Source organism: Bradyrhizobium sp. AZCC 2230 (assembly GCF_036924495.1).
Taxonomy (GTDB): domain Bacteria; phylum Pseudomonadota; class Alphaproteobacteria; order Rhizobiales; family Xanthobacteraceae; genus Bradyrhizobium; species Bradyrhizobium rifense.
Genome location: NZ_JAZHRS010000001.1, coordinates 6,811,634 through 6,824,111, shown reverse-complemented (window position 1 = coordinate 6,824,111; position 12,478 = coordinate 6,811,634). Strand labels below are relative to the sequence as shown.

The 12,478-nt window shown below is 65.3% G+C and carries 14 protein-coding genes; 3 read left to right on the top strand and 11 right to left on the bottom strand.

Annotation, left to right across the window (positions count from 1 at the left end):
* From V1280_RS32585 to V1280_RS32575, 3 genes are all read left to right on the top strand, one after another.
* Entirely contained in the window at positions 1-918 is a 918-nt protein-coding gene (locus tag V1280_RS32585) for an alpha/beta hydrolase family esterase (protein ID WP_334534166.1), read from the top strand.
* A gap of 99 nt (positions 919-1,017) precedes the next feature.
* Positions 1,018-1,368: a RidA family protein gene (locus V1280_RS32580; protein WP_148774597.1), complete on the top strand. Its 351-nt coding sequence runs from the start codon at positions 1,018-1,020 to the stop codon at positions 1,366-1,368.
* Between the two features lie 154 nt (positions 1,369-1,522).
* Complete coding sequence (locus V1280_RS32575) at positions 1,523-1,888, top strand: nuclear transport factor 2 family protein (RefSeq protein WP_334534163.1); 366 nt, start codon at positions 1,523-1,525, stop codon at positions 1,886-1,888.
* Between the two features lie 192 nt (positions 1,889-2,080).
* Here the strand turns inward: V1280_RS32575 and V1280_RS32570 are convergent, their stop codons facing one another.
* The 11 genes from V1280_RS32570 to V1280_RS32520 form a co-directional block, all read right to left on the bottom strand.
* Positions 2,081-2,929, bottom strand: a complete 849-nt coding sequence (locus tag V1280_RS32570) for an amidohydrolase family protein (protein WP_334534161.1) — start codon at positions 2,927-2,929, stop codon at positions 2,081-2,083.
* A gap of 3 nt (positions 2,930-2,932) precedes the next feature.
* Complete coding sequence (locus V1280_RS32565; protein ID WP_334534159.1) at positions 2,933-3,910, bottom strand: aldo/keto reductase; 978 nt, start codon at positions 3,908-3,910, stop codon at positions 2,933-2,935.
* Between the two features lie 85 nt (positions 3,911-3,995).
* Entirely contained in the window at positions 3,996-4,928 is a 933-nt protein-coding gene (locus V1280_RS32560; RefSeq protein WP_334534156.1) for a sugar-binding protein, read from the bottom strand.
* A gap of 93 nt (positions 4,929-5,021) precedes the next feature.
* A complete protein-coding gene (locus V1280_RS32555; RefSeq protein ID WP_334534153.1) occupies positions 5,022-6,092 on the bottom strand; it encodes an ABC transporter permease in 1,071 nt (356 codons plus the stop codon).
* Positions 6,092-6,850 carry an ATP-binding cassette domain-containing protein gene (locus V1280_RS32550; protein ID WP_334534150.1) on the bottom strand — a complete coding sequence of 253 codons (759 nt, stop codon included), beginning with the start codon at positions 6,848-6,850 and terminating at the stop codon, positions 6,092-6,094. The genes V1280_RS32555 and V1280_RS32550 overlap by 1 nt, the downstream gene beginning before the upstream one ends.
* An 8-nt stretch (positions 6,851-6,858) precedes the next feature.
* A complete protein-coding gene (xylA, locus tag V1280_RS32545) occupies positions 6,859-8,181 on the bottom strand; it encodes a xylose isomerase (RefSeq protein WP_334534147.1) in 1,323 nt (440 codons plus the stop codon).
* Entirely contained in the window at positions 8,182-9,636 is a 1,455-nt protein-coding gene (xylB, locus tag V1280_RS32540) for a xylulokinase (RefSeq protein ID WP_334534144.1), read from the bottom strand. It abuts the gene before it with no gap.
* 95 nt (positions 9,637-9,731) lie between these two features.
* Positions 9,732-10,775 (bottom strand): LacI family DNA-binding transcriptional regulator, encoded by a 1,044-nt coding sequence (locus V1280_RS32535; protein WP_334534141.1) that lies wholly within the window; start codon positions 10,773-10,775, stop codon positions 9,732-9,734.
* 86 nt (positions 10,776-10,861) lie between these two features.
* Entirely contained in the window at positions 10,862-11,326 is a 465-nt protein-coding gene (locus V1280_RS32530) for a GNAT family N-acetyltransferase (RefSeq protein ID WP_334538473.1), read from the bottom strand.
* Between the two features lie 2 nt (positions 11,327-11,328).
* Entirely contained in the window at positions 11,329-11,841 is a 513-nt protein-coding gene (locus V1280_RS32525; protein ID WP_334534138.1) for a GNAT family N-acetyltransferase, read from the bottom strand.
* On the bottom strand, positions 11,841-12,422 hold the full coding sequence (locus tag V1280_RS32520) for a helix-turn-helix domain-containing protein (protein WP_187437087.1): 582 nt from the start codon (positions 12,420-12,422) through the stop codon (positions 11,841-11,843). The genes V1280_RS32525 and V1280_RS32520 overlap by 1 nt, the downstream gene beginning before the upstream one ends.
* Positions 12,423-12,478: the final 56 nt, after the last annotated feature.

Here is a 12,478-nt window from a genome sequence, read left to right as displayed (position 1 = left end):
ATGCGGTGGTGGATGCATATCGGGGTGCTCGTTGCGGCACTCGCCGCAGCACCGGCCGCGTCCGCCGATACGATCGACGTCAATGGCACGATGCGCTCCTACACCGTACAGCTGCCGGCGAAGAAGCCGGCGCCACTGGTGATCGTGCTGCATGGCAAGACCCAGCGCGGCGCCGACATGATTACGCGGACGGCGTGGCCGCAGGTCGCCAAGCGCGAGGGGCTGGCCGTGGTGTTCCCCGACGGGCTCAACCATGCCTGGACCGACGCGCGGACGAAGGCAGGACCTGAGCTGCGCGGACCGCCCGCGGGCACCGATGACGTCGCCTTTATCGCAAAGCTGGTCGAGAAGCTGGTGGCCGACGGCACCGCCGATGCCAAACGCGTCTATGTCACCGGCGTCTCCAACGGCGGCGCCATGGTGATGACCTTGGTCTGCGCGCGCGCCGATCTGTTTGTGGCCGGTGCCAGCGTGATCATGAACCTCACCGATGAGACCGCCGTCACCTGCCATCCGTCGCGGCCGCTGCCGATGCTGATCATGAACGGCACGGCCGATCCGCTGATCCCCTATGAGGGCGGACGCGGGTCGAGCTATTTTGCCGCAGACGGGTTCTGGTCCACCGAGAAGACCGTGGCATTTTGGCGCGAGCTCAACGGCTGCGAGAGCGATGACGCCAGCGTGACTGATCTCCCCGACAAGGCGCCCAACGATCAATCCACGGTCACACGGATCACATCACGCTGCCCAGCAGGGCTGGACGTCCTGCTCTATCGCGTCAACGGCGGCGGCCACCGCATGCCCGGATTTGCGCCGGACGCCCGCTTCCCGAAGGTCGCAACCGGCCTGCTCGGGCCGCAGAACGGCGATATCGACGGCGCCGAGACGATTTGGGCGTTCTTCAGCCAGTTTCGCTGAACGAGCGCATGCTTCGCGAGAGCCGTATGCGTTGCCGGGGTGGCACAGCCGAGGCCGCTGCGCTAGAGAGAGCCGCCATTCCCATCAGGAGATCCCCCAATGAGCATCCAGCGTTTTGAAACCGGCCCGCGCATGAGCCAGGTCGTCGTGCACGGCAACACCGTCTATCTCGCCGGCGTCGTCGCCAACAATGCGGCCGGCGAAAGCGTGACCAAGCAGACCCAGGACATCCTGAAGACCATCGACGGCCATCTCGCCAAGGCCGGCACCGACAAGTCGAAGCTGCTGTCGGCGACCATCTACATCACCGACATGAAGACGTTCCAGGAAATGAACGCGGTGTGGGACGGCTGGGTGTCGCCGGGCAACACCCCGGCCCGCGCCACCGTCGAAGCCAAGCTGGCCGCGCCGCAATACACCGTCGAGATCATGGTCACGGCCGCGAAGTAAATTCGCGCAGAACCGACATGCGACAGGAGCGCGATGAGACCATCATCGCGCTCTTTTTTTGCGGACGCATGATCTCCGAGGTAATCGATCCCTGTGCGCGAACCTTCGATAGTCAGGTCAGCCGAACCACACGGCGCCATCGAAGGAGAGTCTCATGACCGACCATGTCACCATCGCCCGCCGCTACATCGATCTCTGGAACGAGCGCGCGCAAAACCGCCGCCGCGAACTGCTCAGCGAGAACTGGACGGCGGATGCGAGCTATGTCGATCCGCTGATGAAGGGTGACGGCCGGGACGGCATCGATGCCCTGATCTCAGGCGTGCAGCAGCGCTTTCCCGACTTCAAGTTCAGGCTGATCGGCGAACCCAACGGCTATGGCGACCATGTGCGCTTTTCGTGGGGACTTGGCCCCGATGGCGTCGACAGCCCGATCAAGGGGACGGATTTCGCCGTGCTGAAGGATGGGCGGATCAGGAGCATCACGGGATTTCTGGATCAGGTGCCTGCAGGGGCGTGAGGGGGTTGCTCGTTGCTGCGCCCTCTCCCCTTGCGGGAGAGGGCAGCTCCGCTCGTCGACACGGTCTCACTCGGGTGAGGGGTATCGCTCCGCGAGTGAACCTCTCACGTCGGAATTTGCTGAGGCAACCCCTCATCCGGCGCTTCGCGCCACCTTCTCCCGCAAGGGGAGAAGGTGCAGCGAATTCGCAGCTCAGCCAACTGCCAACCGATACGCCCGCTTCGCATTCACCTCAAACGCCTTCTCGCGCACTTGCGGCCCGAGCTTCGCCAGGCACGCCTCCAGCGCGCTCTTGATCTCGGCGTAGCTGCCCGCCAGCAGACACACCGGCCAGTCCGAGCCGAAGATCAGGCGGTCCTCGCCAAAGCAATTTGCGACGTGCTGGACGAACGGAAACAGCCGCTCGGCGTCCCAATCGGTCCACTTCGCTTCCGTCGCGAGACCCGAGACCTTGCACCAGACGTTGCTGCAGGCGGCTAGCGCCGCGACACGGTCGGACCATTCGGCGTTGCCGCCATCCGCGATCGGCGGCTTTGCCGCGTGGTCGAGCACGAAGCGTCCTTGCGGAAAGGCTTTTGCGGTCGCAATTGCGGCGGGCAATTCGCGGGTGCGGACGAGGAAGTCGTAGGTGAGATCGCGGGCGAACACGGCCGCCAGTCCGCGCTGGACGTCCGCGCGCAACAGCCAGTCGGGATCGGCTTCGTCGTGGACCTGGTGGCGGATACCGACCAGCTTCGCGCCGCCCGGCAGATCGCGCAGGCGATCAAGCGTGTCGCCGAGTGCTGCATCGATCAGATCGGCCCAGCCGACGACACCAATGACCGAAGGCGTGGCATGCGCAACCGCCAAGAACTCCTCGGTCTCCTCGATCGACGAGCGGCATTGCACCACGATGCTCGCGTCAATGCCGTTTGCCTTCAAGATCGGAGCAAGATCGGCAGGGCCGAAGGCGCGGCGGATCGGTGCAAGCTCAGGCGCGCTCATCCAGGGATAGTCCGCGCGCGCGGGATCCCAGAAATGCTGGTGCGCGTCGATGGCCATGTCTCACGCTCCGCCCGGCAGCGGCGCCCGCGCGTCGATGAGGTTTTTCGCACGCAGCTCCTGCCAGAAGGCTTGCGGCACCGTGTGCTCCGACATCGCGATGCTGTCGGCGACCTCTGCCGCGTTGCGCGCGCCCATCAAGGCGACCGTCACGGTCGGATGGGCCATGCAAAACTGGAGCGCGGCAGCCTTCAGCTCGGTACCATGCTTGCGGCAGAGCTGGTCGAGCTCCAGCGCGCGCGCCACGAGTGCCGCGTCGGCATCCCGGTAATTGAATTTCGCGCCGGTGTGCGGATTGGCCAGAATGCCGCTGTTGTAGATGCCGCCGAGCAGGATGCCGATGTTCTTCGCCGCGCAGACCGGAAACAGCGCCTCCAGCGCGCCCTGGTCGAGCAGCGTGTAACGGCCGGCTAGCAGGAAGCAGTCGACCGGCACGGCTTCGGCGAAACGCGTCAGCATCTCCGACTGGTTCATGCCGGAACCGATCGCCCTGACCGTGCCGTCGGCGCGCAGGCGCATCAGCGCGCGGAATGCACCGTTGACGGCCGTATCATAGTGATCGTCGGGATCGTGCACGAGCAGCACGTCGACGCGATCGAGCCCGAGGCGGTCGAGACTATCCTCGACGGAACGCATCACGCCGTCATAGCTGAAATCGAATTGCGGCCGCAGCGCAGGCGCGCCCTTGTAGTCATCGTCCTCGGCCGCACTGGCATCCGGATGCAGCAGCCGGCCGACCTTGGTCGAGATCGCAAAGGAGTCCCGCTTCTGCTGGCGCAGGAACGCGCCCAAACGGCGCTCGGCGAGGCCAAAGCCGTAGAGCGGCGCGGTGTCGAAGAAGCGGATGCCAAGCGACCAGGCCTTCGCGACGGTAGCTTCCGCGTCCGCATCGCTGACCGCAGAAAACAGACCGCCGAGTGGCGCCGAGCCGAGGCCGATTGCCGTAACATCGAGACCGTTAGCCAATTGCGTACGCTTCATTGCAATCTCCTTCCAATCAGCAGCACTCCCTCCCCCGCAAGCGGGAGAGGGAGTGTAGCGCAGGAACGTTGGGCTGGTAACGTTCCTACTTCAACAGTTGAGCGACGTTATCCTTCGTCACCAGGTCGAGGCCGGTGTAGATCGTTTCCGGAACCTTCTGGCCCTTCTTGATCGCCAGCAGGGTGTCCATCGACTTCTCGCCCATTTCGAACGGGCGCTGGCCGGTGAGCGCGTTGGAGTAGCCGTCGCGCAGCAGTTCGAGCTGCATCTTCAGCGTATCGGCGACGACGAGCGTGAACTTGCCGGCGTCGATATCCTTCTTGTTCTTGTTGACGAAAGCCTTGAAACCTTCCGGCGCGAACATCGGCCAGCCACCGACCGGGATGATCGCGGCAAGGTCGGGCGTCGCGGTGCGCAGGTCCGACATCTGCTGGATCGCGAGCGTGAAATCGTCGTTGCAGAAGGTCGGCGAACCCTGGACCTCGACCCATTTCGAGCCCTTGAGCGCTTCGCGGACGCCATCGACGCGCTCGGCAAGGTTCTTGGCACCCGGGCCACCGGAGACCATGGCATATTTGCCGCCGTCGGGCCGAAGCTGGAGCAACTGCTTGCCAAGCGCGACGCCGAAGTCCTTGTTGTTGGTGCCGATATAGGCCTGCCGCTTGGAACCCGGCGCATCCGCGTCAAACGTGATGACGGGAATGCCGGCTGCAGCCGCAGCATCAATCGACTTGGTCATCGCCGCGACGTCGGCAACCGAAATTGCCAGACCATCCACCTTCTGGGTGATGAAGTCCTGGATGATCTGCGCCTGCGTCGCCGGCTCGTGCTCGATCGGCCCCTTGTAGATGCACTCGACATTGCCGAGTTCCTTGGCTCGCTTCAGGCAGCCGTCACGCGCCACGTCGAAGAACGGATTGTTCATCGCCTTGGGCACGACGGCGAACTTGTAGGTCTGGGCAAATGCCGGGGTCGCCATCATCGCGATGGTCACGCCGGCCAACAGAAGCTTCTTCATTTCTTCCCTCCACACTTTGTTGCCTATCCATTTGTGATGTGATGCTCCGGCAGGCGGATAGACGATGTTTCGTTGTCCTGCCGGAGTAACTGGTTAAGTCATACGCGAGCGGATGCGGTCGACCAGCACGGCCAGGATGATGATCACGCCGACCAGCGTCTGCTGCCAGTAGGAGTTGACCTGCGCGAGCACGAGGCCGTTGCGGATCACTTCGAGCAGGACACAGCCGACGATGGCACCGAGCGGACCGCCGATGCCGCCGGCCAGATTGGCGCCACCGATCACGGCGGCCGCAATCACGTTGAGCTCGTAGGAGGTCGCCATGTTGGCCGGCGCCGAGCCGAGCCAACCGGAGATGATGATGCCCTGGAGACCCGCGGCGAGCGCGCAGATCACGTAGACCTCGATCTTCACCCGCACGACCGGGATGCCGGTCAACTCCGCCGCCTTCTCGTTGCCGCCGAGCGCGAAGACGTGGCGGCCGAAACTGGTGTGATGCAGCACGACCGCCATCACGGCGGCGAGTATCATCAGGTAGATGAAGGGAGCGGGCACACCGAGCACGTCACCCGATGTCAGCGCGTAGAAATAATCGGCGTCCGGGCCGCCGGGAAAGCTGCCGCGGCCGTTCGAGACGACATAGGCGAGCCCGCGCACGATCGAGAGCATGCCGAGCGTGGTGACGAAGGGCGACAGCCCGAGCACCGCAATGCAGAAGCCGTTGACGAGCCCGACGATCAACGCAGCGCACAGCCCCGCAAGCACCGAGATCACGAAGATCAATCCGGGCACATTGGCGACGACGGTCTTGCCGTCGGCGGCCAAATGGACGAACGCCGATCCGGGCGCCGACAGCTCGACCATGACCATGGAGGTGATCATCGCCGAAAAGCACATCATCGAGCCGACGGAGAGATCGATGCCGCCGGTGATGATGACGAAGGTGATTCCGAGCGTGGCAATGGCGATGAAGGAAAAGTTCTTCGCCACGTTCTGCATATTGCCCTCCGTGAAGAAATACGGGCTGGCAAAATGCATCACGACCATCAGCACCAGGAGCGCCAGCAGGACGTAGCCGGTCTGGGAGGCGAAGATGCCGCGCCGCCACCATTTGACCTTGCTGACGTTCGAGAAGGTGATCGGGGATTCCAAGGGCATGGCCATTACGCCGCCTCCTTCGCGCCGGTGATGAGGGCGGTGACTTCCTCTGGTGACGTCTCGTGGATCGGCTTGTCGGCCCGCTTCTCGCCGCGGCGCATGACGATGACGCGGTCGCACACCGCGAACACGTCGGGCATGCGGTGGGAGATCAGCATCACGGCGACCCCCTGCTCCTTCAACCGGTGAATCAGGCTCAGCACCTGCTCGACCTGGCGCACGGAGATCGCGGCCGTCGGCTCGTCCATCATCACCAGCCGCGCGTTCGACAGCCGCGTCCGCGCGATCGCAACCGCCTGGCGCTGGCCGCCCGACATCTGCTTGACGAGATCGTCGGGGCGCGTCTCCGAGCGCAGCTCGCCGAACAGCTCCAGCGCACGCGACGCCATGGCCTTGTGGTCGAGCAAAGCGATGGGTCCGAATTTGCGCTTCAGCTCGCGGCCGAGAAACACGTTGGCAGCAGCGGTCAGATTGTCGGCCAGCGCGAGGTCCTGATAGACGACCTCGATCCCGACCCCGCGTGCATCGATGGGCCGGTTGAAATGGACCGCGCTGCCGCCGAAGCGGATTTCGCCGTGGCTGGGGCGGAAATTGCCGGCGATGATCTTGACCAGCGTCGACTTGCCGGCGCCGTTGTCGCCCATCAGGCCGACCACTTCGCCCGGGTGGACATGCATATCGACATCATGCAGCGCGCGGATGGCGCCGAACTCCTTACCGATGCCGGAGAGTTCGAGGACCGGTGTTGTGTCAGCACTTGCCATCAGCGACCTCAGACGTAGCGGTTAACGAGAGATTCCAGATATTCCTGCCGTCCCGAGCGCGGCTGCGGGTCGAAGCCAGGACCCAGTGCGCGATCGGAGAGATCGGCGAGCGAACGCTGGCCGCCGAGAATGGCACGGCCCTCGGCTCCCGCCCATCCACCGTAGCGATCGGCGAGCGGCGCTGTGAGGGCGCCGGCATCGAGCATGTCTGCAGCAGCGAGGAACGCCCGCGCGCAGGCATCCATCGAGCCGACATGAGCATGGATGAGATCGTCGGGATCGATCGACTGACGGCGGATCTTGGCGTCGAAATTGAGCCCGCCCGAGGTGAAGCCACCGCGGTTCAGCATCTCGTGGAAAACCAGCGCCAGCTCGCCCACATTCATCGCGAACTGGTCGGTGTCCCAGCCGAGCAGATCGTCGCCGCGGTTGATGTCGAGCGAACCGAACACCCCGAGCGCCTCAGCGAGCGCGACCTCGTGATGGAAGGAATGGCCGGCGAGGATGGCGTGGTTCTGCTCGATGTTGAGCTTGACGTCCTTGAGCAGGTCGTAGCGCGCGAGGAAGCCGTAGCAGGTAGCGACGTCGAAATCATATTGATGCTTGGTCGGCTCCTTCGGCTTCGGCTCGATCAGGATCGGGCCCTTGAAGCCGATCTTGTGCTTGTGCTCGACCACGAGCGAGACGAAGCGGCCGAGCTGGTCGAGCTCGCGCTTGAGATCGGTGTTGAGCAGCGTCTCGTAGCCCTCGCGGCCGCCCCACAGCACATAGTTCTGGCCGCCGAGCCGGTGGGTCACCTCCAGCGCGGCGCGGACCTGGCCGGCGGCATAGGTGAAAATCTCGGGGTCCGGATTGGTCGCGGCACCCGCCATGTAGCGGCGATGCGTGAACAGGTTTGCGGTGCCCCAGAGCAGGCGGACTTTTGCCGTGGCCATCTTCGCTTCGAAGATATCCGCAATGGCATTGAGGTTGGCGACGGATTCGCTGAGCGAGGCGCCTTCGGGTGCCGCATCGACGTCGTGGAAAGTGAAGAAGGGCACATCCAGCAGGCGGAACAGCTCGAAGGCGACATCGGCCTTGGCGCGCGCCATCGCCATCGGATCGGAGCCGTGGTGCCAGGGCCGCAGAAACGTCTCGCCGCCGAAGGGATCGGCGCCCGGCCAGCAGAACGAATGCCAATAGCAGACAGCGAAGCGCAAATGGTCCTCCAGCCTGCGGCCGTGAACCATGCGGTCCTTGTCGTACCAGCGGAAGGCGGGCGCATTTCCGGCATTCTTGCCGGCGAAGGCCACAGGCGTGCTTGCATCGAAGAATTTGGCTGACGCGTTCACTTAAAAACTCTCCTTCAATGCGGGGTAAAGCGCGCGCCAGCGGCGATAGGCCTCGTCATAGGCGGACGCTGCGGAGGCGCGGGGCACGAAACTCGCAAGCCGGCGCGGGCGAGTGCAGATTTGCGCGGGGGCCTCGCCGGTGGCAGCAAGCCGGCCGAGCCGCGCGGCGCCGAGCGCGGCGCCGACCTCGCCCTCCTCGACCCGGTGCACGGCAATGCCGAGCACGTCGGCGCAGATCTGCGCCCACAGTGGCGAGCGTGAGCCGCCGCCGACGAGATCGACTTCGGTGATCGCCCCGCCCGCCGCGCTCAGCGCCGCCAGATTGTCGCGCGCGGCGAAGGCGACGCCTTCCAGCACGGCCTGCACCATCTGGCTGCGCCCGGTCGCAGCGCGCAAGCCGACGAAGGCGCCGCTCGCGGCGGCATCGTTGTGCGGCGTGCGCTCGCCGTCGAGATAGGGCAGGAATTTGATAGGGCTCGGCCCGTCGACGCGCTCGCCAAGCGGCGCGAGCAGGGCCGCCGCGGGCGTTTCCATCACGCCGGAAAGCCAGGCGAGCGAGGCAGCCGCTGACAGCATCACGCCCATCTGGTGCCACAGACCCGGCAGCGCGTGGCAGAACGCATGGACCGCCGAGGCCGGCGCGGGCGCAAAGCGATCGGTGACGCGGAATACGACGCCGGACGTGCCGAGCGACAGGAAGGCATCGCCGGAGGCGATTGCACCGAGCCCGATCGCACTCGCGGCATTGTCACCGGCACCGCCGGCGACCACGACGTCTTTCGCCATGCCCCAGCGTTGCGTGAATTCGCCCGAAAGCACTGAGCTCACCTCGCTGCCTTCGACGAGGCGCGGCATGTGATGCAGATCGAGCCCGGTGGCATGGAGCAGCTCCGCCGACCAGCTGCGCCGGCCGACATCGAGCCACAGCGTGCCCGCGGCGTCCGACATGTCCTCGACCATCTCGCCGGTGAGGCGGTAGCGAACATAGGCTTTCGGCAGCAGCACTTTTGCGACGCGTTCGAAGATGCCTGGCTCGTGGTGGGCGACCCAGAGCAATTTTGGCGCGGTGAAGCCGGGCATCGCCAGATTGCCGGCGATGGCGTGCAGCGAGGGGCAGCGGCACTCGAGCTCGATGCATTCGGCGTGCGAGCGACCATCGTTCCAGAGGATCGCAGGCCGCAGCGGGCGCCCGTCCGAACCGAGCAGTGTCGCGCCATGCATCTGGCCTGACAGCCCGATGCCGCGCACGCCAGCAACATCACGCGGATGAGTGGCGGCGAGATCATCGACCGCGCCGATGGCGGCCTCGACCCAGGCGTCCGGATCCTGCTCGGACCACAGCGGCGCGGGGTGCGACAGCGCAAGCTCGCGCGACGCCGTCGCGACGACCGCGCCGGCTTCGCTCACAAGCACCGCTTTCACACCGGACGTGCCGATGTCCAATCCGAGATACAAACTCGTCCCTCCCTTAACGCTTGATGCGGTGCACGAACTGACGTCGCGCTTTCCGCAGTCACTCACTCCAAAACACCAAGCACCGCGCCTTGCGGCTACGGCAGATTGTCCCGCATCAGGATGTCGATGCGGATATTCTCCTGTTCGCTCAAGATCGGCTCGTTACGCGCAAGCGACAGCAGCACGCGCACGGCGGCGCGCGCCTCGTGCCCCGGGTTCTGCGAGATCGCGACATCCAGCGTGCCCTGCAACAGCAGTCTTCGCGTCATCGCGGTGAGATCGTGGGCGATGAACACGATCTGCTTCTCGCGGCCGGCCTCGGTCAGGGCCTTGGCCACGCCTTGGGTGCCGGCGCCGACATTGTAGAGGCTGATGATGTCAGGATGCTTGTCGAGCAACCGCGATATCAGCTGCTCGGAGCGGTCGTCGTCGTCGCGCCCCTCGAGCAGAGGCAGGATGTCGAGGCGCGAAAACTCCGACGCCATCACCTGATTGAAACCAAAAATGCGCTCGGCATGGTCGCGCAGGCCCTGCGATCCCGCGATGATGGCGACCTTGCCGGGCTTTTCACCGACCAGCCGCCCGACCAGCGCGCCCGCGGTGCGGCCCGCCGCGATGTTGTCGATGCCGACATAATGGTGGCGGCGCGACGACGGCACGTCCGAGACCAGTGTCACCACCTTGGTGCCGGCATCGACGAGATCGTTGATCGCAGCGCGAACGCCGGGATGATCCAGCGCCACGACGGCAACACCGTCATAGTCGCCCGAGAGCGTCTCGAGCGACGCCGCGAGCACGGACGGATCGAACACATCCGTATTGATCAGCTCGACGCTGAGACGGCGGGCCGAAAGCCAGGCCGACATCTCGCCGAGATAGGCCTCGATCTGCTGCATGAACGGGTTCGCCCCCGTCGGCATGACAAAGGCAAACCGGCGGGCGCGGCCGCGGGCGAGCTCGGCTGCGGCCACATGCGGATGAAAGGCATTGCGCGCGATCGTCTCCTGGACGCGCCGGACCGTGTCCGGCCGCACGCCGGGACGGTTATGCAGGACGCGATCGACCGTCGCCAAGCTGACACCGGCCTCGCGGGCGATGTCCTTTAGCGTCAGCGCGGCGGAGAGGGTCTCTACGGCCATGCCTGAAGGCTAGCAGAGGTGTTTTGAGGTACGCAACTCATTTTGAGGGGCAGGGCGATCTTTTCGAGTCCCGGTTGCGCCGGGCCTCAGCGGCCGCCCAGATCGAGTGTCAGGAACAGGCTGTTGCGGTCCTCGCCGTAGCCCTCGAAAGGAGCGCAAGGCACGAAGCCGTGCGCCTGATAGAGCGCGTGCGCCGGCTTGAAATAGTCCCACGAGCCGGTCTCGAGGCTCAGGCGCTTGATGTCGCGCTTGCGCGCCTCGGCGATGATGTGGCGGAGCATCAGACCACCAAAGCCGCGGCGGCGCGTGGTCTGGAGCGTGTGCATCGACTTCACCTCACCATGGTCGGCGGACAGCGTCTTCAGCGCGCCGGTTGCGACCAGCGTCTCGCCGTCCCAGCCGGTCCAGAACGCGACATCACTCGCGCGGAGCGCTGCGAGATCGAGCGCATGCGCACTGCCCGGCGCGGTCTGCGCTCGCGCCGCCGCGACGTGATGGTCGAGCAGCGCGACGACGCGCGGATCGAAGGTGTCGCCGGTGCGGATCTGCATGGTCATGGCTTGACGTTGCTCGCAAGCTGCTTCTGCATGAAGACGAGATCGAGCCAGCGGCCGAACTTGCAGCCGACCTCCAGCATGCGGGCAACCTCGACGAAGCCGAGCGAGGCGTGCAGGCCGATCGAGCCGGCATTCGCGGCATCGATCCCGGCAATCATGGCATGCTTGTTCAGTGTCGTTGCGCGCTCGATCAGCGCGGCGACCAGGCTGCGGCCGATGCCTGCGCGATGGTGCCGCTCGTCGACATAGACCGAGTTTTCCACGGTGTGGCGATAGCCTGGAAAGGGACGAAAATCGCCGAACGAGGCGAAGCCGACGACATCCCTGCCCTTCATCGCGACCAGCACGGGATAGCCCGCCTGCTGCCGTGCGCGGATCCAGTCGCGCCGCGAGTCCAGATCGGCCGGGCCGTCGGTCCACACCGCCGTGGTGTTGATCGCGGCGAAATTGTAGATGGCGAGGATGTCTTCCGCATCCTCCAGCGTGGCGTCCCTTACCATCAGCGGCATCACATTTTCCCGTATGACGTGCCGCGCCGCGTGATGATGACGTAGCGGGCATCCTGTTTGGTCTCGTTCTCGAAGGTGACGGAGCGCATGACATCGAAGTCGAGGCAGTCGCCGTCACGCAGCCGCACCGCCTTGGCGTCGATATGCACGCAGACCGCCCCTTCCAGCATTAGCAGCTGCTGGGTGAAGGCGTTGCGGCCCCAGGGGCTGTAGGCGACGCGTGCGCCCGCCGGCAGGTCGACGACGATGATCTCGATGCCGCTTGCCGCATCGGCCGGCGAGGCATGACGCCGCCGGTAGCCGCTGTCGGGATCGCGCCATTGCGGCTGGTCGGCGAGCCGCGTCAGTCGCTCCGGCGGCTTCTCCGAGAGCGCGACGACGTCGCTGAGCGAGACATCGAGCGCCGCGCAGAGCTTGTTGAGCAGCGCCGCCGTGGCACTGCTCTGCGCCCTCTCAACCCGCCCGATCATGGCCCGGCTGACACCGGAGCGGCTAGCGAGTTCGTTCAAGGTCATGCCGGCCTGCGTCCTCAGAATCTTCAATCGGCGACCGATCGCCCTGTCGAGTTTTTGCTGGTCCATGGCCTCTGTCCGAAACATCGCCCGGCACGAGGACCGCATCCGCCGGGCGGGAGGAG

Coding starts and splice junctions, on each gene's coding strand:
- V1280_RS32585 (WP_334534166.1), top strand. CDS start 1: ATGCGGTGGTGGATGCATATCGGGGTGCTCGTTGCGGCACTCGCCGCA.
- V1280_RS32580 (WP_148774597.1), top strand. CDS start 1,018: ATGAGCATCCAGCGTTTTGAAACCGGCCCGCGCATGAGCCAGGTCGTC.
- V1280_RS32575 (WP_334534163.1), top strand. CDS start 1,523: ATGACCGACCATGTCACCATCGCCCGCCGCTACATCGATCTCTGGAAC.
- V1280_RS32570 (WP_334534161.1), bottom strand. CDS start 2,929: ATGGCCATCGACGCGCACCAGCATTTCTGGGATCCCGCGCGCGCGGAC.
- V1280_RS32565 (WP_334534159.1), bottom strand. CDS start 3,910: ATGAAGCGTACGCAATTGGCTAACGGTCTCGATGTTACGGCAATCGGC.
- V1280_RS32560 (WP_334534156.1), bottom strand. CDS start 4,928: ATGAAGAAGCTTCTGTTGGCCGGCGTGACCATCGCGATGATGGCGACC.
- V1280_RS32555 (WP_334534153.1), bottom strand. CDS start 6,092: ATGGCCATGCCCTTGGAATCCCCGATCACCTTCTCGAACGTCAGCAAG.
- V1280_RS32550 (WP_334534150.1), bottom strand. CDS start 6,850: ATGGCAAGTGCTGACACAACACCGGTCCTCGAACTCTCCGGCATCGGT.
- V1280_RS32535 (WP_334534141.1), bottom strand. CDS start 10,775: ATGGCCGTAGAGACCCTCTCCGCCGCGCTGACGCTAAAGGACATCGCC.
- V1280_RS32530 (WP_334538473.1), bottom strand. CDS start 11,326: ATGCAGATCCGCACCGGCGACACCTTCGATCCGCGCGTCGTCGCGCTG.
- V1280_RS32525 (WP_334534138.1), bottom strand. CDS start 11,841: ATGCCGCTGATGGTAAGGGACGCCACGCTGGAGGATGCGGAAGACATC.
- V1280_RS32520 (WP_187437087.1), bottom strand. CDS start 12,422: ATGGACCAGCAAAAACTCGACAGGGCGATCGGTCGCCGATTGAAGATT.